21 protein-coding genes are annotated in these 23,311 nt (G+C 65.7%); 8 read left to right on the top strand and 13 right to left on the bottom strand.

Going from position 1 to position 23,311, the window contains the following annotated elements; all coding sequences use genetic code 11:
* Nucleotides 1-274: 274 nt before the first annotated feature.
* The 4 genes from ABZ293_RS03720 to ABZ293_RS03705 all read right to left on the bottom strand — a co-directional run bounded on the left by ABZ293_RS03720 (nucleotide 275) and on the right by ABZ293_RS03705 (nucleotide 2,779).
* Nucleotides 275-571, bottom strand: a complete 297-nt coding sequence (locus ABZ293_RS03720; protein WP_355177172.1) for a hypothetical protein — start codon at nucleotides 569-571, stop codon at nucleotides 275-277.
* Between the two features lie 106 nt (nucleotides 572-677).
* Nucleotides 678-1,445, bottom strand: a complete 768-nt coding sequence (locus tag ABZ293_RS03715; protein WP_355177171.1) for an AIM24 family protein — start codon at nucleotides 1,443-1,445, stop codon at nucleotides 678-680.
* A 3-nt stretch (nucleotides 1,446-1,448) separates the two neighbouring features.
* The gene (locus ABZ293_RS03710; protein ID WP_355177170.1) at nucleotides 1,449-2,144 is read right to left on the bottom strand and encodes an AIM24 family protein; all 696 of its coding nucleotides are present in this window, start codon (nucleotides 2,142-2,144) and stop codon (nucleotides 1,449-1,451) included.
* 11 nt (nucleotides 2,145-2,155) lie between these two features.
* The gene (locus tag ABZ293_RS03705) at nucleotides 2,156-2,779 is read right to left on the bottom strand and encodes an AIM24 family protein (RefSeq protein WP_355177169.1); all 624 of its coding nucleotides are present in this window, start codon (nucleotides 2,777-2,779) and stop codon (nucleotides 2,156-2,158) included.
* Between the two features lie 183 nt (nucleotides 2,780-2,962).
* Here ABZ293_RS03705 and ABZ293_RS03700 point away from each other — a divergent pair, with 183 nt between their 5' ends.
* Nucleotides 2,963-4,351: a TerD family protein gene (locus ABZ293_RS03700; protein WP_355177168.1), complete on the top strand. Its 1,389-nt coding sequence runs from the start codon at nucleotides 2,963-2,965 to the stop codon at nucleotides 4,349-4,351.
* A gap of 60 nt (nucleotides 4,352-4,411) precedes the next feature.
* On the top strand, nucleotides 4,412-6,043 hold the full coding sequence (locus ABZ293_RS03695) for a TerD family protein (protein WP_355177167.1): 1,632 nt from the start codon (nucleotides 4,412-4,414) through the stop codon (nucleotides 6,041-6,043).
* Between the two features lie 155 nt (nucleotides 6,044-6,198).
* Here the strand turns inward: ABZ293_RS03695 and ABZ293_RS03690 are convergent, their stop codons facing one another.
* Nucleotides 6,199-7,926: a glycosyltransferase 87 family protein gene (locus tag ABZ293_RS03690; RefSeq protein WP_355177166.1), complete on the bottom strand. Its 1,728-nt coding sequence runs from the start codon at nucleotides 7,924-7,926 to the stop codon at nucleotides 6,199-6,201.
* 169 nt (nucleotides 7,927-8,095) lie between these two features.
* Here ABZ293_RS03690 and ABZ293_RS03685 point away from each other — a divergent pair, with 169 nt between their 5' ends.
* A complete protein-coding gene (locus ABZ293_RS03685; RefSeq protein ID WP_355177165.1) occupies nucleotides 8,096-8,356 on the top strand; it encodes a hypothetical protein in 261 nt (86 codons plus the stop codon).
* A gap of 65 nt (nucleotides 8,357-8,421) precedes the next feature.
* On the opposite strand, the gene ABZ293_RS03680 is transcribed toward ABZ293_RS03685, so the two are convergent.
* Both ABZ293_RS03680 and ABZ293_RS03675 read right to left on the bottom strand, forming a co-directional pair.
* Entirely contained in the window at nucleotides 8,422-10,605 is a 2,184-nt protein-coding gene (locus tag ABZ293_RS03680) for a transglycosylase domain-containing protein (RefSeq protein WP_355177823.1), read from the bottom strand.
* A 688-nt stretch (nucleotides 10,606-11,293) separates the two neighbouring features.
* Entirely contained in the window at nucleotides 11,294-11,713 is a 420-nt protein-coding gene (locus ABZ293_RS03675) for a DUF5318 domain-containing protein (RefSeq protein WP_354959328.1), read from the bottom strand.
* 484 nt (nucleotides 11,714-12,197) lie between these two features.
* On the opposite strand from ABZ293_RS03675, the gene ABZ293_RS03670 reads away from it, so the two are divergent.
* Entirely contained in the window at nucleotides 12,198-12,416 is a 219-nt protein-coding gene (locus ABZ293_RS03670) for a hypothetical protein (protein ID WP_355177164.1), read from the top strand.
* A gap of 32 nt (nucleotides 12,417-12,448) precedes the next feature.
* On the opposite strand, the gene ABZ293_RS03665 is transcribed toward ABZ293_RS03670, so the two are convergent.
* From ABZ293_RS03665 to ABZ293_RS03655, 3 genes are all read right to left on the bottom strand, one after another.
* Complete coding sequence (locus tag ABZ293_RS03665) at nucleotides 12,449-12,667, bottom strand: hypothetical protein (protein WP_355177163.1); 219 nt, start codon at nucleotides 12,665-12,667, stop codon at nucleotides 12,449-12,451.
* Nucleotides 12,668-13,190: 523 nt separating this feature from the next.
* Entirely contained in the window at nucleotides 13,191-14,204 is a 1,014-nt protein-coding gene (locus ABZ293_RS03660) for a BtrH N-terminal domain-containing protein (protein WP_355177162.1), read from the bottom strand.
* Nucleotides 14,205-14,816: 612 nt separating this feature from the next.
* Complete coding sequence (locus ABZ293_RS03655; protein ID WP_355177161.1) at nucleotides 14,817-15,380, bottom strand: DUF559 domain-containing protein; 564 nt, start codon at nucleotides 15,378-15,380, stop codon at nucleotides 14,817-14,819.
* A 724-nt stretch (nucleotides 15,381-16,104) separates the two neighbouring features.
* Between ABZ293_RS03655 and ABZ293_RS03650 the strand changes: the two genes are divergently transcribed.
* The 4 genes from ABZ293_RS03650 (at nucleotide 16,105) to ABZ293_RS03635 (ending at nucleotide 18,799) form a co-directional block, all read left to right on the top strand.
* Nucleotides 16,105-16,515, top strand: a complete 411-nt coding sequence (locus ABZ293_RS03650; protein WP_355177160.1) for a DUF4240 domain-containing protein — start codon at nucleotides 16,105-16,107, stop codon at nucleotides 16,513-16,515.
* A gap of 240 nt (nucleotides 16,516-16,755) precedes the next feature.
* Nucleotides 16,756-16,947 carry a DUF397 domain-containing protein gene (locus tag ABZ293_RS03645; protein ID WP_355177821.1) on the top strand — a complete coding sequence of 64 codons (192 nt, stop codon included), beginning with the start codon at nucleotides 16,756-16,758 and terminating at the stop codon, nucleotides 16,945-16,947.
* Between the two features lie 204 nt (nucleotides 16,948-17,151).
* Complete coding sequence (locus ABZ293_RS03640; protein WP_040697429.1) at nucleotides 17,152-17,706, top strand: PadR family transcriptional regulator; 555 nt, start codon at nucleotides 17,152-17,154, stop codon at nucleotides 17,704-17,706.
* Nucleotides 17,699-18,799: an inositol-3-phosphate synthase gene (locus ABZ293_RS03635; RefSeq protein WP_355177159.1), complete on the top strand. Its 1,101-nt coding sequence runs from the start codon at nucleotides 17,699-17,701 to the stop codon at nucleotides 18,797-18,799. Before ABZ293_RS03640 ends, ABZ293_RS03635 begins: the two co-directional genes overlap by 8 nt.
* Before the next feature lie 384 nt (nucleotides 18,800-19,183).
* Here the strand turns inward: ABZ293_RS03635 and ABZ293_RS03630 are convergent, their stop codons facing one another.
* The 3 genes from ABZ293_RS03630 to ABZ293_RS03620 all read right to left on the bottom strand — a co-directional run bounded on the left by ABZ293_RS03630 (nucleotide 19,184) and on the right by ABZ293_RS03620 (nucleotide 22,655).
* A complete protein-coding gene (locus ABZ293_RS03630) occupies nucleotides 19,184-19,609 on the bottom strand; it encodes a GyrI-like domain-containing protein (protein WP_354959338.1) in 426 nt (141 codons plus the stop codon).
* An 8-nt stretch (nucleotides 19,610-19,617) separates the two neighbouring features.
* Nucleotides 19,618-20,076 carry an effector binding domain-containing protein gene (locus ABZ293_RS03625; protein ID WP_355177158.1) on the bottom strand — a complete coding sequence of 153 codons (459 nt, stop codon included), beginning with the start codon at nucleotides 20,074-20,076 and terminating at the stop codon, nucleotides 19,618-19,620.
* A 320-nt stretch (nucleotides 20,077-20,396) separates the two neighbouring features.
* On the bottom strand, nucleotides 20,397-22,655 hold the full coding sequence (locus ABZ293_RS03620) for a transglycosylase domain-containing protein (RefSeq protein ID WP_355177157.1): 2,259 nt from the start codon (nucleotides 22,653-22,655) through the stop codon (nucleotides 20,397-20,399).
* Between the last annotated feature and the right edge of the window lie 656 nt (nucleotides 22,656-23,311).

Here is a 23,311-nt window from a genome sequence, read left to right as displayed (position 1 = left end):
GCCCCGGTGCTTGTGAGAACAGCGGCGAGAATGCCGAGGGGGTTGGTGGCGCGACGACCCGCGCCGCATCCTAGGTGGCTTGTCTGGGACTGCCCAACTGCCAGAACACGGATCTGGTTCCGAGGCGGCGATGTGCGCCTCAGCGGGTGCGCGCGAGCTATTCGAGGGTGGTCAGCGCTGCTACGACGCGCACCACATCCCAGGGCGGACCCGCTGGCACCGACCAACTCCCAGAACGCAATCGGTCCCGGCTTCGGCGCAGGCAATTTTCGCCTCAGCGGATGCGGGTGCGGTTGAGCCAGTCGAGGGCGTAGCGGGAGGAGTGGTCGAGGATGGGAGGCGGGGTGTAGGCGGGTGTCGAGTCGGTTGCGGGCTGCTGCGACCGGGGTTGGTAGTGCTCGGGGCGGGGGCGGTTCGGGCGGGGATAGGCGGGATCGGTCGGGAAAGGGAGCTTTGGGGTGGGGGATTGCGGCCGGATGGGTTGGAACCGCTTCACCACCACCGCGATGACCGCGATGACCGCGATGACTGCGATGACCGCGACGATCGCGACCACGAGTCCGATACTCATGAGTGCCTCCCAACACGATGCCTGCTGTTGGGAAAGTTAGTGATCGAGCGGGTGCCGCGTATCCGCCGAAGGTAGGACTACCGGGATGATCTGCAGGTCATCCGGTTCAATAGTCGCGCTGCTGTGCGCCCAACTGCTGGGTGATGACACCGTGCAGCCGCTGCAGACCGCCGACGGTCATACCGCTCTGGAGTTGGCCCTCGATGGTGCGCACCAGCGCCGAATCGCTGAGGATCTTCTCGCTGGATTGGATGAGAACCGTTCCCGCGCCGGTGAAGTCGAACTGGCGCTCCTCACCGGAATTCACGCCGAAGCGGGCGGCACCGGCGGCCAGGAAGTTGGAGACCCAGCGCTGGTCGTAGTGATGGCTGGGGGAGGGGCAATCCGCCCAGCCGACAAGGGCTTCCGGGTCGACGCGCAGCGGCGGTTCGGCGAACATGACCGGGCCATTGGAGGAGGCCAGGAACTTGCCGGTGCCGATGAGGGTGAGGAAGCCGGGGACGATCGACTGGTTCAGTGATAGGCCGGGTTCGAAGGCCAGCAGGTTGGCGGCGCGAATGGTGAGGTTGCCGTTGTCTTCGAGGTCATAGGAATTGATGTCGTAGCCGCGGTCGCCGATGATCAGCTTGCCGTGGCCCTCGGCGATCACATAGTCGCCGGTGAACAGCGGTGCCGAGAACTGCTGGGAGACCATGTGCAGCAGCCCACCCTGCAGCCCGTGGGTGAGCATCTGGAACCGCATGTCGCCGTAGTAGGCGATCATCGCGCCCTTGCGCATGAACCACGGCTTGTTCAGGTCGATGCAGTAGGCGTAGCTGTTGCCCGGAATATTGTCGCTTTCACCGAGATTCAGCGGATTCAAAATATCGGTCATGACTCACAACTTCTCTTCCGAGGCCTGCACATAGACCACACCCTGTCCGACGCAATGCAATTGCATGGCCTCCCCGGAACCGCGGCCGACCGCATCGCGCCAGCTCAGCGCCGTCTTCAACTCGGTCTGCACATTGCCGTAGGCGGCGACGAAGGCCTGCGGATCCACCACGATCGGATGCGGTCCGCCCACCGGAAGTTCCAGGAATCCGCCGTGCGCGAGCAGGACCGCCGCACCCTGTCCGGACAGCTGCGTGGTGAACATGCCCTGGCCGGTCAGCGCACCACTCGCCGCCCCGCGCAACGCGCCCATCAGCCCGCCGCCACCGCCGCCGCCCGAACTCATCACGGACACAACCGAACTCTGCAGTGCGGCGGTATTGGCCAGCAGCCGCGAGGCCTCCACGCGCAGCACCGCGCCCGGCTGCATCTGCACCACATGCACTTCCAGCCCGGCGAAACCGTAGTGCACCTGGCCATTGCCGGTCGCCAGCATGGTGCGCTCATGCTCACCGGCCATCATTTGCCCGGCCATTCGCATGATGCCGCCACCCCCCATGCCCGGGGCCATGCCCGGAATCTGGTGCGGCGCAAAGGAAATATCTCCGGTATAGAACAGCATCGCGCCATTGCGCGCGACCACACCGCCCGCCATGCCGACGTCGACCTTGACGACCTTGCCGTTGACCTTCTCGAACATCGCAGGCCCCCTTACCGTTCCGCGGGCTGGATCAATACCAGGCCCTGACCGTCGAAGCGCAATGAGAACGCCTCCCCGGCATCCTGGCCGACGAACGTGCGCCACGAAACATCGGTCACGAACGACTGATTGAGATTGCCGCGGCAGGCGACGAAGGCATCCGGATCCACGATCAACGGATATTGCGGCGAAACCTCCAGGTGGATCAGCGGCCCACCGGCCGAGAGCAATGCGACCTGACCCTGTCCGGTCACCGTGGTGGTGAACAGGCCAGCGCCCGACGACGCGCCGCGCAGACCGGCGAAACGTACGTCGGTGCGCAGGTTTCCGGCGAAGCAGAGCAGCTGCTGCGATTCGACCTGCAGCGTCTCGTTGTTCAGATTCACCACGGTGACGTGCTGGCCGTTCACCGCGAAGAAGACCCGACCATTGCCGCCGCATTCCATCAACGACAGTTTCTCGCCGGTGGCACGCCGCTTGAGTCCGGCGAGTACGCCGTCGCCACCGCCGAAACCGGCCGACTTGAACTGCACATTTCCTTCATAGGCGACCATCGAGCCGGAAATCGCGCGGATACTCGTTCCGGCGAGGTGTGCCTCGATCACCTTTTTCGACTGCTCGAACAGTTGCGCCATGGGGGAGTTTGCCTGCCGTCTCGTTCGGGAACATGGTGTTGATCGCCCATATTCCAACTGCGTTTCGTCACCCTAACCGATCTCCGGGCAACGATCCGGGCCATAGCGGCGGTTACTTCGGATCGCGTTCGGCACGTTTCTCGTAGAGTGGCACCGTACGCACCGACAAGCGAAGGGTCGAACTTGTCCGCAACACTCGCCAAGGGTCAGAATGGCCCGCTGGCCGTCAATGACGTGGTGATCTCCGTCCAGCTGACCGCACCGGCGGATCTGTCCGCACTGCTGGTCACCGACTCGGGGAAGGTCCGTTCCGATGCGGACTTCGTCTTCTTCAACCAGCCCAGTGGTCCAGGGGTGAATCTGCAGCCCGCACCGGCCGGGCAGCCGGCGTCCTTGGCGGTGTCGCTGAATGCGGTGCCAGCGGATATCGCGCAGATCCGTGCTGTTATCACCCTCGACGACGCGACCAGCAATTTCGGCCGCTCCGCCGCGCCGACCGCGGTCGTCTCGGATTCGGCGGGTAATCGGTTGTACGAGTACCGCATCGACGGTTTGAACACCGAGTCGATCGTGATCGCGCTCGAGCTGTACCGGCGCCAGAGTGAATGGAAGGTGCGTGCGGTCGGCCAGGGCTACGCGGGTGGTTTCGCGGCACTGGTCACCGATCACGGTGTGACCGTCGACGAATCTCCGGCCGCGACACAGGTTCCGCCGCCACCGACCTATCAGCCCGCGCAGCCCACTCAGGGTTACCCGCCGCCGGCCCCGCCCGCGTACCCGACGCAGCAGCAGCCGCAGTACCCGCCGCAGCAGACCCACCCGCAGGGTGCACCCGGCTACCCGCCGCCGCCCGGTGCCGGCTACCCGCCCCCGCCCGGCCCCGGTGGTTACCCGCCGCCGCCCGGCCAGCCCGCCCCCGGCCAGGGTTATCCGCCGCCCGCTCAGCCCGCGGCTCAGCAGCAGCCGCCCGCCGAGGTCAGCCTGAGCAAGGACCGTCCGGTCAGCCTGGTCAAGGGGCAGCGGGTCACCCTTCGCAAGGAGGGTGGCGCCGCGCTGACCTTCGTGAAGATGGGTCTCGGCTGGGATCCGGTGCGCAACCGCGGCATGTTCGGCAATCGGACCGTCGATGTCGACCTCGATGCGTCGGTCGTGATGTTCGCCGACATGAACGTGGTGGATGTCGCCTACTACGGTCAGCTGACCTCCAAGGACGGTTCGATCCGGCACCAGGGCGATAACCTCACCGGTGAGGGTGAGGGCGATGACGAGGTGATCCTGGTCGACCTGACCCGCATCCCGGCCCACGTCAGCTCGGTGCTGTTCATCGTGACCTCCTATAAGGGCCACACCTTCGAGCAGATCCAGAATGCGTTCTGCCGCTTGGTCGATGGCGCCAACAATGCCGAGCTGGCCAGGTACACCCTCGCCGGCGGTATGCCGTTCACCGCGATGGCGATGGCCAAGCTGTTCCGGGTCGGCGGTGACTGGAAGATGCAGGCCCTCGGCGAAGGCTTCCAGGCCAAACATCCGGGCGAAGCGGTTCCGCAGCTGGGCCGGTTCCTCACCAATTGACCAGTACGCGCAGCAACTGCGCTCGAACCGAACAGAACACGAAATAACGGGGCGGACAACGTGATTCAGCTGAAGGCCGGTCAGAATATAGTGCTGACCGGCGATATCGTTCGTTTCAGCGCGAAAGCCGGGGCTGCCCTGGATGTTTCCGCGCTCGTCGTCGCGCAGAACCTGCGGGTCTTCGATACGGGCGATTTCGTGTTCTACAACCAGACCGAGACGGCGGGGGTGACGCTATCCGAGGACGGCGTCACCATCCGGCTCGCCGAGGTGCGCGCCGACGCGCAGGCGGTGTTGCTGGTGGTCAGTGCCGATCCGGCCGCACCGGCACCATCGGGTGGGCTCGGTGCGGTCACCGCCGCACTCGCCGTAGCTGACATCGCGACAGCGGAATTCGCGATCAATCCGGCTGCCGGGGAGACCGCGCTGATCTGTCTGGAGGTATACCGGCGCGGGACCGACTGGAAGCTGCGCGCGGTCGGTCAGGGCTATGCGGGTGGACTGGCCGTACTGCTCACCGCGCACGGCGTCGAGGTGGATGAACCGGCGACGCCGCAGTCCGGCCAACCGGGTCAGCCCAGTGCGGCCGGTCTGCGCGATGCCGACCCGGTCAGCGCTCCGGGACGGGCCAGCGGTCAGGACACCATCAGTGGTCCCGGCACCGGCGACTCCCGCGCGAGCGGTCCGGCGCCGGTCGAGGTGGCGCACGGACTGGAGCGGCTGTGGATGATCTTCGAGGATGCCGCGCGTTCGGCCGCGGCGCTCATCTCATCGCGGGATTACGCCATGCAGCGGCTGGATCAGGAACTGTCCGCGGCGGTTTCGGATCCGGCCACCAGGAACACCCCGGCCGCCGAGGATGCGCGTCGGTCCGCACAGCGCCGCTGTGACGATCTGATCGCCACCGCCGAGGGCAACCATCTGCGCGATAGCGAACAGCTCATGCGTGAACTCGCCGATGCCGATCGGCAGCTGCCGCCGTCGCTGGCCACCTGGGATTCACCCGCTTGGGATCGGCCGCCCACGCCGAGCGACGGCATCCGGCTCGGCGAGCTCTACGCGATCGAACGTGGGCCGCTGCGCATTCCGTACTGCGTGCCGGTGCCGCTGACCCGCCCGCTGTGGATCGATACCGAAACCACGGCAGCGGCGACCCCGATCGTCGGCGCACTGCTGGCCCGGCTGCTCGCGGCCGATCCCGGTCGGCGCACCCTGGTCGACATGATCGATCTGACCGGCGCGTTCGCGCAGCTCGTCGGTCCGCTGACCCCGGTGCTGAACGGCCCGCCGATCACCGATTTCGGTGAGATCTCGGCGCGGCTGCAGGCCCTGGTCGACGCCGCCGAATTGGCCGAATTGGCGTATTCCAGTGGGAATTTCACCCCGCCGACCGAGCATCGGGTGCTGCTCGCGGCCGACTTCCCGCACGGCTACCAGACCTCGGACGCACAGCGCATCGCCGTCCTGCTGATGCGCGGCGATCTGATCGGGCTGTCCACGGTTATCGTCGGCACCGACGAATCCGATTCCAGTGACGGCACCTTGGCGATGCTCTCGCAGTCCTGTCGACATCTGCCGACAATGGACGGCACCCCGCTGTTCGATCCGTGGACCGGCAGCGCGTGGCAGCTGGATCTGGACCTGTTGCCGAGGGAACCGGCCAGGCAGGCGCGCTTCCTGCGCACCAGCTAGCACCCCGTCGCTGCTCGCCGTGCGTAGTCATACGGCGGTCGAACACGCCGTATTCGATCGCCATACGACTACCTTCGACCGCCCCCTGGAACCCAGGGGGCGGTACGGCGGGAGCCGTCTGGACGGGGGACTGGTGGGCTTTTCGGGCGGGTTCGCTAGCGCAGGGCCACCCGGGGCCGCAGCGCCTCGGGCAGCCACGGCAGCAGCGGGTCCGGCGCGCGATCGACGATGCCGCCGACCGGATCATCGACGAAATCGCGCCGGACCAGATCCTCCTCCGGCCGGTAGATCTGCCGGATGATCAACGCGCACAACCCGAGCACCGCGAGATCGCGCAGCACCACGGTGCCGGTGAACCACTGCTCGGGCAGGCCCTTGCGGTCCAAGCCGAGGTAGTAGAACATGCGCGGCACCCAGACCAGCGCGTCGATGGTCATCCACGCCAGCAGAATTCGGCGATGCGGCAGCGCGAGCACGGCCAGCGGCACCAGCCACAGCGAGTACTGCGGGCTCCACACCTTATTGGTGAGCAGGAAGGCGGCCACCACCAGGAAGCACAGCTGGGCCAGGCGCGGACGGCGCGGTGCGGTGAGCGCGATATAGGCGATCACCGCACAGGCCAGGACGAATACCAGCAGCGAAACCAGGTTCAGGATGGTCGGCTGATGGGTGTGGTCGATCTTGCCGTCGAATCCGTCCCAGCCGGTGAACGAGGTGATGACGTTGTAGATGGAGTCCGGATCGGCGTGCCGAGTGGTGTTGAGTCGGAAGAACTCCCGCCAGCCGTTCGGATACAGCAGCAGGATCGGCAGATTCACCACCAGCCAGGTGCTGGCCGCCGACGCAATGGTGAGCGCGGCCGCGCCGAGTGGGCGGGCGCTGAGAAATTGCAGGCGGTACGGGGTTTCGCGGAGCCAGGTCAGTGCGGTGTGCCATCCGGTGATATCGCTGAGGCGCAGGCCCAAGCGTGCGCTCGGCACCCGCTGCAGTGGGTCGGCGCGCAGGCACAGCACCAGGATCGGTCCGAGCAGCAGCAGCGGATATAGCTTGGCCGCGCCGCCGAGTCCGAGCAGCAGACCCGCGAGTACCGGTCGGCGGCGCGCCCAGGCGAGCAGGCCGGTGGCAGCGAAAGCCGTTGCGAGTGCATCGAAGTTGGTGAAAATGTGCACGATCACCAGCGGCGAGCAGGCGATCAGCGCGGCATCCCAGATCCGCCGCCCCGCGAGTTGCGCGGAGGCCCATACGGTGACCAGCCAGGCCATGGCCAGGCCGACCGCGACCACATTGAAGTAGATGACCACCTGCAACGCACCGGGCAGCGGTGACGCGTCCCAGGTCTTGGCGACCTGCATCGCCGCATACTGATAGAGCCCGGACAGCACCGGATACTCCATGTACCTGGTCTCCCGGCCGCCGTCCGGAGTCGACTCGGTCCACTGCTTCTTGTATGGGAACGCGCCCTCGTTCAAGCGTTCCGCGCCGTAGAGCGGCACCGTATCCGAGTAGCACATGGCCACGTACTGGCGGCCGTTGTTCCAGTCCAGGGTGAGCGAACCGTCCGAGGCGGTCGTCTGCTGGATGCAGCCCGCCTTACTCGCCCAGCCCAGCGCGAGGAAGACCAGCGCGAAGGCGAGCAATACCCGCATCGGGGTCCAGAACCGGACCCGGCCGATCAGCGCGTGGTCACCGACCGGCCCGCCGATGACGGTACTGAGCTGCGCGGTCAGGGAATCGTTGCGGCTGGGCCGATCCCGGCCGTCGCACGAGCGCAGATCGGGTGCGAGCGGCGCGGGCGCGACAGTGGGTACCTGGCTGGGCTGCCACCCTTTGGACCGCGGAGCACTCCCGTTGCTCTGCTCGTCCACCAGCTGCTGATCCTTCACGCCATCCGAGGCTACCGGCCGTTCAATGTCACGCGCGGATCGCGTCAGTGGGCGGTCGGCATTGCACACCGCATGGTGCCGATGGACCGCTCATACAAGCGAACTCATCGTGTTATCGTCGAATGGGATAGGCAGGATTCGCTGCCGACCATTCAAAGGGGGGTGGGGTATGTTCACGAGATTTGTGGCTACAGTGGCTTTTACCGGTGCCGCACTTGTCGGATTCGCGGGCAATGCTTCGGCGGGATATGGGTCGTACTCGGAATGTCTGACCTGGGCCGGAGTACGCGATAGGTGCGTTCAGATTTCGGATGGCTCCTATGTGGTGCTGAAGGGCTACGGCTCCTTCACCGAATGCCTCAGCTGGGCTGGGGTTCAGGACAAGTGCTACCAGGATCCGAATGGGTTCTGGTACATCACGAGTGTCTGATTCCGAGGATCTGGCAAAGGTCTGGTCAGCCGCAGTTTGCTGACCAGACCTTTGATCGTATGAGGCTACCGGGTGCGCGTCGGTTGGCCGCCGTTGCCGTTCCCATTACCGGCGCCGCCGGGTTGGGGTGACCCGGTGGTCGTCGACAGCGAGCCATCGGAGTTCACCGTCGGCTGCCCGGGTAGCGGCGTCGATTCCGGCTGCTGCTGCTGTTGCTGCGGCTGGCGCTGCTGCGTCTGCGGCTGCACGCCCGGAATCTGGATCGGCCCGAACGGGGTGTCGATGGTGTTCGGAACGATCTGGATCGGCGGTATCAGCGGTACCTCCGTGGTCGAGGGCGGGGTGAACGGCGCCGACCACTCGGGCACACCGGCCTGGCCCTTGATGGGTGCGGGCTTCGGGAAGGTTTGGTTGGGCGTGCCCTGCAGGGCGCCGTCCATGGTGGCCTTCCAGATATCCGCGGGCAGGCCGGAACCGTAGACCATGCCGCCGCTGTAGTTGCGCAGCGGCGAGTTATCGATCGAGCCGACCCACACCGCCGTGGACAGCGACGGGGTGTAGCCGACCATCCAGGCGTCCTTGTTCTCGCCGGTGTCGAGGAGCTGGGCGGTACCGGTCTTGGTCGCCGACTCGCGGCCGTTGGCCAGGTTGTGGTTGCGCGACCATGCGGCGATCGGCTTCATCGCGGCGCTTACGTTATCCGCCACCGCCTCCGAGACGCGACGTTCGCCAGCCACGTCACCGCGGTCGAGCAGCACCTGTCCGTCGGCGGTCACCACCTTCGTGACGAAGTGCGGTGCGTGGTAGATGCCGGAGGCGGCCAAGGTCGCGTAGGCGGAGGCCATATCGAGCACCCTGGCCTGGTACTGACCGAGCACGATGCCGTTGTTCGGCGGGGAACCGTCCGGCTCGACGAGGGACTTGCCGACGCCGGGGATGGTGTCCGGGATGCCGAGCTTGTGCGCCATATCGGCGATCTTCGCCGGACCGTTCTGCATATCCAGCTCCATGCGATAGAAGCTGGTGTTCAGCGAGCGCTTCAGCGCCTCGGCGATGGTGCAGGTACCACACTGCTCGCCTTCCACGTTGGTGATCTTGATGCCGTTCACGGTGATCGGCGAGCTGTCGTACATCTCCGACAGCGGCTTGCCCAGCTCCAGGTTCTCCGCCAGACCGAAGACCTTGAACGAGGAGCCCGGCTGCAGACCGGCATTGGCGAAGTCGTAGCCCTGGCCGTCGTCACCGCCGTAGTAGGCGCGCACCGCACCGGTCTTCGGATCCACCGACACCACTGCGGCGCGCAGCTTCTCCGGCTCGCCCTGCATCTTCTTCTGCGCGGCGTCGACGGCGGACTGCTGCGCCTTCGGATCGATCGTCGTGGTGATCGACAGACCAGCGGTATTGAGCTGCTGCTCGCTGATGCCCGCGGCCGACAGCTCCTTGAGCACCTGGGTCTTGATCAAGCCCTCGGGGCCGGAGTCCAGGCTCTTGTCCTTGGTGGTGGACAGCGGGACCACCTGCGGGAACTGCTGGGCCTGGCGCTCCTCGGCCTTCAGATTGCCGCCGGAGACCATGCCGTCGAGCACATAGTTCCAGCGGGTCTTCGCGCCCTCGGGATTCTTCTCCGGATCCAGGCCGGAGGGCTGCTGGATGGTGGCGGCGAGCACGGCGCCCTCGGCGATGGTCAGATCCTGGACCGGCTTGCCGAAGTAGGCCTTGGCCGCGGCGTCGATGCCGTACGCACCGCGACCGAAGTAGATGGTGTTGAGGTAGGCGGCGAGGATCTCGTCCTTGCTCCATTGGCGCGCCATCTTCGCCGAGATGACCAGCTCGTGCAGCTTGCGGGTCAGCGAGTGTTCGTCACCGACCAGTGCGTTCTTCACGTACTGCTGGGTAATGGTCGAGCCACCGCCCGCGCTCTCCTTGTTGAGCGCCTGGTCCCTGGCGGCACGCACGAAGCCGGAGACCGAGAAGCCCGGGTTGGTGTAGAAGTCCCGGTCCTCGGCCGCGATCACGGCATTGCGCACATGCGGCGGAATCTGCTCGATGGTCACATCGGTGCGGTTGCCGTCGGGCGGCACGACCTTGCTGATCACCGAGGTGCCATCGCTGGCGAGGATGGTCGCGACCTGGTTGGTTTTGAGGTCGCCCGGCTGGGGTACCGAAACCGTCGAATAGGCGATCAGGAAGACCACGCTCGGCAGCACGATGGACAGGGCTAGCAGCACATAGATGACCCGGCGCACGATCCTCCACGGCGACTTCTTCTTGGCACCGGGGCGACGCCCGCCCGGTCCGCCGGAGCCGCCGTCGGCGCCGTTGCGCCGCGGCGGTGGTCCCGATGGCGGGGCGCCAGCGGTCGCGCGGCGCTCACCGGTGGTACTTGCGCCATCGGTGCGGCGCGCGCCGGGGCGGTCCTGGCCGGGACGCGGGCTGGCGGGGCGGGGACCGCTGGGCGGGGCCGACCGCCGGTTGCGTTCGGCGACGGCCTCGGTCAGCGAACCGGCGCGCCCGTCCTGCGGACGCTCGATCTTCTGCGTGGACTGTGCGCCCGGAGGTGCGTTATTGGGTAGTGGGCGACCCTGCGGCGGGCGACCCTGCGGGGGCGGACCGGGGCGCCGGGGCGGCTGCGGTCCGCGCGGCTCGCCATAGCCGCCTTGCGGCGGCTGGCCGCCCTGCGGCGGGCGTGGGCCAGGGCCAGGCCGCTGTCCGGGTGGGGGACCGGGCGGGCGCTGGCCGGGATACGGGTTCGGAGGAGGTGAACTTCGCTGAGTTCGGCCGCCGTGCGGTTCATCGCCGTTGGGGGTCTCGTAGGGCGAATTCACTGACAAGATCTCCATAACTCGTATCGGTCTGCGGGGCGCGGTGCGGCGATCGTCGCCGCGGCGGACGCGTCGAGGCTCCGCGTGTCACCCGACGTGCAGATGACCTGGCACATCATTCGGCTGCGGTACGCCGGCTGGCCCTGGTGCCCGTGCGACGTCGCGTCGGCGACGGAGCGGTACCGAGCACATAGGACTGCACCAGATGATTCCAGCTGCAGCTCCGGCATACCTCGACGACATGGACCGAGAACTCCTCGCGAGTCTCGGCGAGGCGTATCAGTTCCTCTGGTGTGCGAGCCGAACCCGCCATCGGGCCGAGGCCGTCGCCGTAGACCCAGGATACGAGCGTCAACTGCTCTTTCCGGCAGATAGGGCATGTGACCTCGCTCCCCCGACCATGGAACTTCGCCGCACGCAAGAGATAGGGATTCGCATCACAAACCTCGGCGACATCGACACGGCCCGCATAGACGTCAGCCAGCAGCGACCGACGCCGGAGGGCGTAGTCGACCACCTGCCGCTGGATTCGCACGAGAACCAGAGTAGCGGTGCCGCGCGCGGGCCGCGCTGGCCTGTGCTGGATCGACCGACCAGTATCAGTTGCCGAACTGGGACAATCCGGGCGTCGGCCCATTACGATTTCCCTGTGTTTCCCGCTGCCTCCGGACGTATGCGCGCGCGTGACCTCGATCGCGCAAATGTGTCCGGTGTGCTGGATGCGGCGTATGCGGAAGGGCAGCTCGGCGCAGGTGAATTCGTGATCACACGGCCGAGACCGAGGTCGCCGAGACAATCGCCGACCTGGACCGGCTCACCAGCGATCTGCAGCTCCCTTCGGCCGTGCGCGATCTCGTCGCCGTTGCGCCGACGCCGACGCGAAACCCCTTGCGCCGCTCCGGAACTACGGCCGTTATCCCGATCACACCCGAGCCCGCGACGCCGATCGCGCCATAAGTTGCTCGACAGCGCCCGGAGTGACGGACAGCTCACCGAGGAGGAACATCAGACGCTCGGAATTGGCCGAATCCGCGCGGACGCTCGGCGACCTGGTCGACGATCTGCAGCGCCCCGATGACGCACCGGCGGCGCCGCGACCACCGCACTCCAATCGGCGGCGCTGGTATCAGGCCGCCGTGTCGTCCGCGGCGGTAAGCCTGGCCGCGAGCGCATCTGCACTCACCAGCGGCGTGTCGGATACCGAACCGGCACCGCGCGCCGCCGCACCGGCTGGCTGAACCTGCGAGACCGGACAGAACGCGAGTTCTCTCTACGAAACCTGCTGGTCGTGGGCCGCTGCGGTCTCGCGAACGGCCTCGGTGACGGCTCGGAAGTCCTTGTTCAGGATCTTGCTGTGGTTGCTCGTGACCTTCGCGCTGACCTTCAGGTTCGGGTTGCGAGCGAGGACCGGTTCGAGTGAGGCCCGCATCTCTTCCATTTCCTCCGCACCGCCGCCGAGGCTGGCGCCGGTCGCCTGGATATAGCGCACCGGGCAGGTCAGGCGGTCCAGGACCGGCGCGAGAACGGCGTAGAGCTCGATTACTCGAGCGAAATTCGTGGCTACGGATCAGCCACGTTTGAACCGACCAGGTGCGTCGGCAATCGCTCATACGGCGCCCCTCACCGCGCGCTGACGTCCTCGAGAATGCGCTCATGCATGGGCGCATTCGGGCTTGCCTGCGTGAGTGCATGGTGATCGCTGGTTCAGGACTGCGTCCTGGGTGCGGAGGGCGCAGGCGCCGTTGCACCTGCTCGGCAATCGCATGTTGGCGTCTTCGGGGAATGTGTCGGCGCAGCGGTGCTTTCGGTATTTGCCTGTATGGGCACATGATTGTCGGCGGTCCAGGATTGCATCCTTGATATGCAGGCGTGGGCGCGGTCGAGCACGCTGCCGTGGTTGGGGTTCGTCCCGGAAAAGGTGGCGTCTTCTCCGCCGGCGCGGTGGCGCGACCGGCAGATCGGCTGAAAGTAGATGCGGCACATACCCGGTCGTTGGGCAGGCGTGCCGAGCATCAGGGTCGGATCGTATTTGGGGCTTTGCTCCCCAGACAGCTCAGCGCCTGCATGGCTTCGCGCTCTATCCGTGAAAGATCACAGAGCATGGTGCCTGCCTGTACGAGGCACTGCGGATTGCCTGATTCACTGGCTGTCGTGATCAATGCGGCGACTTCCGTCCATAGGGTGGCTGCCTCGGTGTACAGCCCGTGGCCGATGCGCAGGTGGCTGCTGTCGATCAGTTGGGTGCACTCGGCGAGGAAGTCGCGGTAGAAGTTGCGAAACAAGGCGCCGCCGGTGCCGCCCTTCTCCATCAAGAGGGCAGCCTGCAGCAGGTCCTGCCGCGGATTGTCGGCCCGCTGAAACCATGTATGCACCAGCTTGCCAGCCTTCTCGATGCCTCGGTGGCCGAGGTTGGCGATGGGCGGGTTGAGGAAGGCGTCAGCGCAGGCGGTGATCGCGGGAATGATCTGACTCTGCGGGGAGAGTGGGTTCCTGTGCGTCGCGAGGGTGAAGGATCGGTGCTTGGCGGTCATCGGGCCGCGCGCAGCCCTGGCCTTGGCGAGAGAGGTCAGGCTGGTGGACACCGCCCCGCCTTGCTGGTCGGTGTCCACCAGATAGGCGTTGTGGTCGTCGTAACCGCGCATGGCGACGACATGACCGCCGAAGTGCACCTTCGACTTGAAGTAGTCCAGGTAGTAGCAGTCGAGCTGCAATCCGACGGGTCGGCCGGCGTCGATGGGGGTGACCACGTTCTCCCAAGCCCTGCGGGGGGAGGTGGTCTCCTGCACCAGCAGCTCCAGCCCGAGTCTGGTGGTCAGGTTTCTGGTGAGCTCGAGAGGTTTGACCCGTCCCCCGAGGAAGGGGAAGCCCATAGCTTTGCTATCCCAGTAGACGAAGGACAGACCGGAGCCGAGGCCGAAGAGCATGGGCTCGGACATATCGAGTCCATGCTGCCGCAACAGCACTCCAAGAGCGGTGGTCTCGCAGTGCTGCGTACCGCGGGTTTCAATGTCTATTACCGTGGTCATGCCATGCTTTCCTGGACGGGATGATCAGTCGGGTCATGAGTTCTTCTCGCGGTGCCGCTGCCGGGCTGGCGAGATAGGTCTCACGTACGGCGCTCACGAGCGCAGGCCACGCTGGTCGATGCGGCGAAGAGCCCTGTCATCATGTTGGACTCTCCTGTAGGGGCAGAGTCCACTGCTGTACCCACTGGCCCGAAGTCGACCTACTCCCCACTGTGTCGGGACCGCGCCAACATTCGTCAGCATCGGACATGTGTGCGCTGGCATTCATCCCGAAACCGCGCCGAGGTTCGCCCGTAGAGCCATGTGGGAGTTCTTGGTGGTTAGGGGTTTAGGGGCCGCTTTGGGTGTGGAGGGTTTGGCGGACTCGGGTGAGGTTTGTGTGGGGGCGGGTGTCGATGGTGCGCTGGCATTCATCCCGAAACCGCGCCGAGATTCGCCCGTAGAGCCATGTGGGAGTTCTTGGTGGTTAGGGGTTTAGGGGCCGCTTTGGGTGTGGAGGGTTTGGCGGACTCGGGTGAGGTTTGTGTGGGGGCGGGTGTCGATGGTGCGCCGGCATTCATTCGGAAACCGCGCCGAGGTTCGCCCGTAGAGCCACCTGGGAGTTCTTGGTGGTTAGGGGGTGCCTCGGGTGTGGAGGGCTTGGCGGACTCGGGTGAGGATCGTGTGCGGGCGGGTGCGGAGTTGGTGCGCGCTTACTCGGATTATCTGCCAGTTCTGGGCGGCGAGGTTGGCTAGGCGGTCGATGTCTTTGGAATGCTGTTTCGGGTCGGTCCAGTGTTGGGCGCCGTCGTATTCGACGGCTACTTTCCACTGTTTCCAGCCGAGATCTACTCGTGCGATGAAAGATCCGTAGTCGTCGCGGACCACGATCTGGGTTTCTGGGCGCGGTAGGCCGTCGTCTATCAGTAGTAGGCGGGTGCGGGTCTCTTGGGGAGATTCGGCTCCGCTGTCGACCAAGGGAAGTACTTCACGCAGTTTCGTGATGCCGCGTGCGCCGCTGTGGATATCGCACAGCTCGTTGACCTGCTGTGGGCGCAAACCGGTTGCAGCACAGAGGGCATCGAGTGCGATGAGTGCGTTCTCGCGCGGCAGCCGACGGCCGAGATCGAAGGCTGTCCGCGCGGGCGTCGTGACCCGAAAGCCTTCGATCTCACAACACTCCAGTTCGGGAATCACATCCTGCCGCAGGATAATTCCGCACGGCGCCCGCGTGCAGTCGCCCCGCGCGATCTCAGCAGGCTGTTTCGGATCCAGCCACCGCGTCCCATGCACCGCCGCAGCCGACCACCCAACCAACACCCCCTTCCCCTTAGCCCAACACCCAGCCGCCACCGCCCGCTCAACCGCCCCCAGCACACTCCCCCGCCGCGCATAAACATCCGGATGCAACCGCACAAACCCGCGACTCAACTCCCACCGCCCCACCAGCCCAGCCGCCACCGCCGAAGACCCACAAAACGGCCGCCCCAACAAATCCCCCATACCCCCATCCTCCCACCAACCACCGACAACCCAACGAGAATGCACTGGTGCAGGCCACTCTCGACGTTTACCTGCGCCAGCGCATGGTGATCACCGGTCCAAAACCGTGCCACGGAATCCGACGCTGCCGAGCATGCTCGGGCATCCTGCGGTACCTACTCGAGAATGCGCTGGTGCAGGCCACTCTCGACGTTTGCCTGCATCAGCGCATGGTGATCACCGGTCCAGGACTGGGGGTGGGGCGCGGCATGCTCGGGTGGCCGCTCGAGCATGCGCTGGTGTGGGTGTCGTTGGCCGCGGGTGGGGGCCAACGCGTTGCCGGTCGAGGGAGCGTCGACTGCCCGCGAAGATTGGAACAGGTTGCTCTGTCTCGTGGTTGAGGCTGTCGGCGTAAGGCGCCAAGGCGTACTGTGCCGTGGTGGATTGGGAGACGTTCTGGAAGTTGATCGGCACCCTCGACGGCGGAACCGAGATGGAACCGATCGGTCGGCTGACACACTTCCTCTCGTCTCGGCCGCTCTCGGAAATCACCGGGTTCGGCGAGCTGCTTGCCGAGGCGCTGTACCGGCTTGATCTCGAGAGTTTCGGCGCGAACATGTCTGGCGACCAGTTCCTCTATGTACGGGCGGCGGTGGTGGCCGCGGGCCGCGCTGCCTACCAGAGTGTTTTCGAGGACCCGGCCAATTTCGCGAACTTCGCTGACCGGTGGGGCGAGCCGCTGCTGTATGTCGCCCCGAGGGCCTACGAGCGGCAGACCGGCGAAGAATGGGACCGCGACACGCGCTATTCGTTCGAGTCCTACTCGAACCATGAGGGTTGGCGGCGCTAGGCGCGAGGGCTCCTGCTGGCGACACCTCCGCGGAATCGGAGCACAAGCAGGCAGATCGCATTGTGCGGGATCTGGAACATGTCGTCTCGACGGACCACGAAAGATCCAACACCGCCGAGCATCCTCAAGCAGCCACACCCCCCCGTGCCTACGCGAGAATGCGCTGGTGCAGGGGTCTTCTCGACGTTTGCCTGCACCAGCGCATGGTGATCATCCGTCCAGAACTCCGCCAGCGTTGACCTGTCCGGCGCGAACTGGTTCAAGAGCAGCCACAGCGGTGGGGGACAAGAATGTGTGGAGGTCGCGCATCTGGACGGCATGGTCGGCGTTCGTGACTCCAAAAATCCGACCGGCTCGACGCTGAACTTCACGCCCGGCGAGTGGGAGGCCTTCACCGCTGGGGTGGCGGACGGGGAGTTCGACCGGTCCTAACTGGGCGCTGAGAAGCCCCGTCCCTCGTGCGTATGACGAGGTGGCGGGGCTTCTTTCATGTCGTATCGGTATGGCCTAGCAGCTTCTACCTGCGAGAACAGCGATATGTATCGCCAACGACTATGCACGTTTATATCGCTCCGATATAGTGAGAAGTCGCATCCATCGGTTAGGTCTGCACACACAGTCAGGGGGTGAAGCCCGATGCTCGAGTTGGCAATTCTCGGGCTGCTCCTCGAAGCGCCCATGCACGGGTACGAGCTGCGCAAGCGGCTGACCGGGTTGCTCGGGCCGTTTCGGGCCTTCTCCTACGGGTCGCTCTATCCGACGCTGCGTCGCATGCAGACGGATGGGCTGATCGCGGAGGAGAACGTCGCGGGCGTCACCCGTCGCGCGCGGCGGGTCTATCAACTGACTCCGGCCGGGCGTGAGCGTTTCACCGAACTGCTCGCCGATACCGGACCGCAGAACTACACCGACGACGGCTTCGGCGTTCACCTGGCGTTTTTCAGCCGTACCCCCGCGGAAGCGCGGATGCGGATTCTGGAGGGCAGGCGACGGCAGGTCGAGGAGCGCCGAGAGGGTCTGCGGGAGGCGATCAAGAAGGCCAGTGGCTCGCTGGATCGCTATACCCGCCAACTCCACCAGCTCGGTCTGGAATCAAGCGAGCGCGAAGTGCGCTGGCTCAACGAGTTGATTGCGGCGGAGCAATCGACGAAGGCGGCACCACAGAAAGAGGGAAATATCGGCCATGAGTGAAGTCAATAAGGCTGAAAACGCCACCGAAGTCCGCGTCGCCATCGTCGGCGTGGGTAACTGCGCTTCCTCGCTGGTCCAGGGCGTGCAGTACTACAAGGACGCGGACGAGACCGCGACCGTGCCGGGTCTGATGCACGTCAAGTTCGGCCGGTACCACGTTCGCGACGTCAAGTTCGTCGCCGCGTTCGACGTCGACGCCAAGAAGGTCGGCTTCGACCTGGCCGAGGCGATCTTCGCCAGCGAGAACAACACCATCAAGATCTCCGACGTGCCGCCGAGCGACGTTGTCGTGCAGCGTGGTCCGACGTTGGACGGTATCGGCAAGTACTACGCCGAGACCATCGAGCTGTCCGAGGCCGCGCCGGTCGACGTGGTAAAGGTGCTGAAGGACAACAAGGTCGACGTCCTGGTCTCCTACCTGCCCGTCGGCTCGGAAGAGGCGGACAAGTTCTACGCCCAGTGCGCCATCGATGCCAACGTGGCCTTCGTCAACGCGCTGCCGGTATTCATCGCCTCCGACCCCGTGTGGGCCGAAAAGTTCACCAAGGCAGGCGTTCCCATCGTCGGTGACGACATCAAGAGCCAGGTCGGCGCGACCATCACCCACCGCGTGATGGCCAAGCTGTTCGAAGACCGCGGCGTGCAGCTCGACCGCACCATGCAGCTCAATGTCGGCGGCAACATGGACTTCAAGAACATGCTCGAGCGCGAGCGGCTGGAGTCGAAGAAGATCTCCAAGACCCAGGCCGTCACCAGCAACCTCAAGAAGGAGCTGGGCGCCAACGATGTGCACATCGGCCCGTCCGATCACGTCGGCTGGCTCGACGACCGCAAGTGGGCCTACGTCCGGCTCGAGGGTCGCGCCTTCGGCGATGTGCCGCTGAACCTGGAGTACAAGCTCGAGGTCTGGGATTCGCCGAACTCGGCGGGCATCATCATCGACGCGGTGCGCGCCGCGAAGATCGCCAAGGACCGCGGCATCGGCGGCCCCGTCCTCCCGGCCTCGGCGTACCTGATGAAGTCCCCGCCCAAGCAGCTGGCCGACGATATCGCTCGTGCCCAGTTGGAAGCGTTCATCATCGGGGCTGAGTAGTCACCTCACACGAAAGGCCGGGCCGGAGCAACTCTTCGGCCCGGCTTTGCGGTATCCAGGGCCTGGTAGCAGATCACCCCAAATGGTGGCTCGACAGACCCGACTTCTGAACGCACGTTACGTCGGGGATAGGGCAAGCCGAACTTGTGTCCGGCAGAGTGGTGTAGCAGCTCGCTGATCTGTAGTGAGTGGGAATGTCCGAGGGCCGAGCCGCGGAATTCCGTCAGCCCGGCCCTCTTTCGATTCCGTCGCTCGACTGGTTCGGATTTCGTGCTCGGCCGTTCCGAACTCGGTCGCTCGGCTCGCCTGGACTTGCTCGGCCCGTCCGGACTCCGTACTTCGGCCCGCCCAGACGAACCTGCGCCCCGAATCAGCCTCGAAAACTCAGTCCAGCGAGACGTACACCTCGACCGACGTCGGCCCCGTGTAGCGCTCGAGTTCGGCGGTATGCGAGCGGGTGATGGTGCCCGCGCTCTCCGCCTTGCGGACCTGCGCCCATGCGGTGCGCAGCAGGTCGTAGGGCTTATCGGAGACAACGAATTTCGCGTAGCGGCCGGACGGAATGCGGGTCAGCACGTCACCGGCGTCCATATCGTCCATTTCGGCGACCTCGTAGCCCAGGACGGCGACGGCGTGGTCGTTCTGTCCGATATAGGCCGCCACTCGCGGTACATTCTTCTCGCGCGCCAGGTACCGGTCCCAGGTGAAATTCACCAGGTCCAGGTCGCGGGCGGTCACCTCGCGCCCGGCCAGTGGGACGGTCAGTCCGGCGACCAGGCTTTCGTCCAATGTGACAATTTCGAAATCCACAGCTGTTCCTACCCGTCGACCGGTTCTTCTGCCAGCGCCACGAACACCTCGGCGGTGCGCGCGTCCGGATAATGCTCCACGTCACCGGTATACGAGCGCACGAAGCGTCCGGCGGCCTCGGCATCCCACACCGCGCGCCAGATGGTCACGATGGTGTCGCCGAGGTTGTCGCCGCTGAGGGTGAACCGCGCGAACCGGCCAGCGGGCACCCGGGCCAGCACGTCACCGGGGAGCAGGTCCGCGAGGGTGTGGCAGCGGTAGCCGACGATATGGGTCAGGTACGAGTTGATCTCCGGAGCGTGGTCGACGTATGCGGTCGTCGGCGGCCCGGGCAGGGTGCGTGCCAGATTGCGTTTCCACGCCTCCTCCACCTTCGCGCGCCGCGGCCCCTCGACCGCGAGCGCCGGGCTGCGAAGCACTGTGCCCGCCACGAGCGTCTCGGGACGGTCAACGACATTGAAATCCACCGGCGTTGCCCCTATGTCTAGTCTGTCTCCATCTGGCGGCGCTCCGGGCCCATCGCGCGCCGCTGTATTCGATCGGCGGCGTTCGCGTTGCCCGATCGCGCACGCTGCCTCGTGCGGGCCCGCCGCTCACGCCGCCGTGTCGTCGCTTGTGCGCATATCCTCTCTCATCGATCTTGCGGCGTCGGCGTCGGCCTGGTTTCGGTCCTCGCCACGCTGCGCTCTCGAGTGGCGCCGTTGCCCATCGTCTGCACTATGGGCAACGATGTTGCCACGTCATGCGTTCCCGTGGCCCCGGTAAACGAACATTCATAGCGAATCGGTCAACCCGGGACCGGAATGCTCAATCCGGGGAAGATTTCGACTTCCTTAGGCTGCTGGGGCGCGGGCGGGATCACGAGGACCGGTGCGGTCGAGGTGGTCGACGGCGGGATCAGGACGTCGTAGCTGCCGCTGGAGGGTTTGCTCGGGATCGGCTGGCTGCTGAGCGGCGCGGACACCGCGAATTGCTCGTTCGGCGTGCCCTCCAGTGCGCCGTCCATCACCTGCTTCCAGATATCGGAGGGCAGGCCGGAGCCGTAGATATCCGCGCCCCGCGCGGTGCGGATCGGCTCGGACTGTTCGGTGCCGATCCAGACCGCGGTGGACAGCGACGGCGTGAAGCCGATCATCCACGCATCCTTGTTCTGGTCGGTCGCGCCGAGCTGGGTGGTGCCGGTTTTGGCGGCGGAGGGCCGACCGCCGGACAGGCCGTGCCCATTCGAATACGCGGCGATCGGGATCATCGCCCCGGCGGTGTTGTCGGCGATACCGCGCGGGATGCGCTGCTGACCCGCCGAGAGCTGCTTGCCGACCTGCTGATCGGGTGCGCCTCGATCGAGCAGCACCCGGCCGTCGCCCGCGACCACCCGCTGCACGAAGTACGGCTGGTGGTAGACACCGGAATTCGCGATCGTGGCATAGGCCGAGGCCATATCGATGGGGCGAACCAGGTACTGGCCCAGCACGATTCCATTGAGCGGCCGCCCGCCTTCCTCGGTCAGCGTCTTACCGGCAACGCCGGGAATCTCCTCCGGAATCCCGGCCTCGTGTGCGGCGTCGGCGATCGCCTTCGGTCCGTCGAACATCGACATGGTCAGCCGGTAGAAGCTGGTGTTCAGTGAGCGCTTCAGCGCCTCGGACATCGAGCACCTACCGCACGATTCGCCCTCCACGTTGGTGATCCTGGTGTCGCGATCGGTCACCGGTGAACTGTCGAGCACGCGGGTGAGCGGAATGTTCTGCTGCAGCGCCGCGATCACCGCGAACACCTTGAACGCGGAGCCGGTTTGCAGCGGTGCCTGCGCGAAATCGAAGCCGATGCCATCTGATCCGCCGTAGTAGGCGCGCACCGCGCCGGAGCGTGGGTCGATCGAAACCACCGCGCCGCGCAATTCGGGCGGCTGCGGGTCGAGCCGATCGTGGATCGCGCCGAGCGCGGCCTGCTGGGCCTTGGCGTCGATGGTGGTGGTTATCCGCAATGCGCCGGTATTCAGTTCCCGCTCGCTGATGCCGGAGGCGCGCAATTCCCGCAGCACCTGGGTGCGGATCAGCCCCTCCGGGCCGCGGGCCTCATTGACATCCGGGATCTCGTTCATCGAGACGATCTGCGGGAACACCGTTGCATCGCGGTCACCCGGCGCCAGCACACCCATCTCGACCATGCCGTCGAGCACGTACTTCCAGCGCGCCGTCAGATCGGCCAGATGGGTTTCCGGATCCAGGATCGACGGGGTGCGGATGACCGCGGCGAGCACCGCGCCCTCGGCGCGGGTCAGTTCCGGCGCTGGCTTGTTGAAGTACGCCTTCGCGGCCGCTGAGATGCCGTAGGAGCCGCGGCCGTAGTAGATGGTGTTGAGGTAGGCGGCGAGGATATCGTCCTTGCTCCACTGCCGCGCCATCTTCGCGGCGATGATCAGCTCGCGCATCTTCCTGGTTACGGTGCGTTCGGAGCCGAGGAAGGCATTCTTCACATACTGCTGGGTAATGGTGGAGCCGCCGCCCGCATCCTCCTTGCCGAGAATGTTGTCGCGGGCGGCGCGGAGGAAGGCGGAGGTCGAGTAGCCGGGATTGCTGTAGAAATTGCGGTCTTCGGCCGAGAGCACCGCCTCGCGCACCGGTTTCGGAACATCGGACAGCGGTATCGGAACCCGATTGCCGTCGGGCGGAACGACCTTCGCGATCACGGTGGTCTCGTCGGCGGCGAGGATGGTGGCGATCTGGTTGGTCTGCACCGAATCGGGATCCGGAATCTCGGCGCTCCAGTAGACGAGCACGAACAGCAGTGACGGCACCGCGACGAAGGTGATGAACAGGGCGAGCAGCAGCCGTCTGAAGCGTTCGGCGCGGGTGCGCCGAGGTCTATCGGTCGGTGTGGGCGACGGTGCGCGCAGCGACTTCTCGGGTCTGTTCCTGCCCTTTCGCCCTGCCGTGCCGGTGCGGTGCTCGTTGAACCCGGCAACGGATGCGTACGGTACCGACACTGATTTGCCCCGGCGCCCGCTGCCACGTTGTCGCCGCCTGCCGAACGAGCTCACGATCATCTCCTCCCGGAGCGTCGGTAAAACTCACCTGCACGATACGATCGGAAACCGGGACTTCGGCGGGTACATGCCTTTTCACGCCGAGGTGACCCGGGATGCTACCACTCGAGGTTCCGTCATCGAGCGGGTTCATATCGCAGTTTCGACGTAATCCATTGCCGCTCGGAGCAACCACATCGGAGCGAGTCTTACGAGCGAGGAGTTCGCAGCCGTCTCGCGTCCGCGCGAATGCGCGGCCATCGAACTCAGCCGCGCGAAGGCGTGGCCATCGAACTCAGCCGCGCGAAGGCGTGGCCATCGAACTCAGCCGAGTCGTCGAAGCACAGCTGCAGGCGCGAGTCTCGACGGCCCGGACGCAAGCCCCATCCGTCGCCCGACCGCCACCCCTCATCGAATCGCTACGCGATCCTGAATATTCGGGCCTGCGAACAACCAGCGTCATATGCGCCGCAAATGAGCCAGCTAGTGCCGTGTCCAGCTACCTCCTGCCGTATCCAGCCTGAGCCGGGTCTGTCGAAAAGTAGCCGAATGGTGGTCGCACAGGCGCGTATTCGACCGCCTTATGACAGAGAGGATGTGGGTGAGCACCTCCCGCCGAGGTTTGACCCTCCTTATGACTGACTTCGGGTCTTGAACTAGATCTGTCGGCCTGGGCG

Source organism: Nocardia sp. NPDC005998 (assembly GCF_040614395.1).
Classification (GTDB): Bacteria; Actinomycetota; Actinomycetes; order Mycobacteriales; family Mycobacteriaceae; genus Nocardia.
Note: the sequence above shows the minus strand (reverse complement) of the source record. Positions and strands in the feature narration are given on the sequence as shown.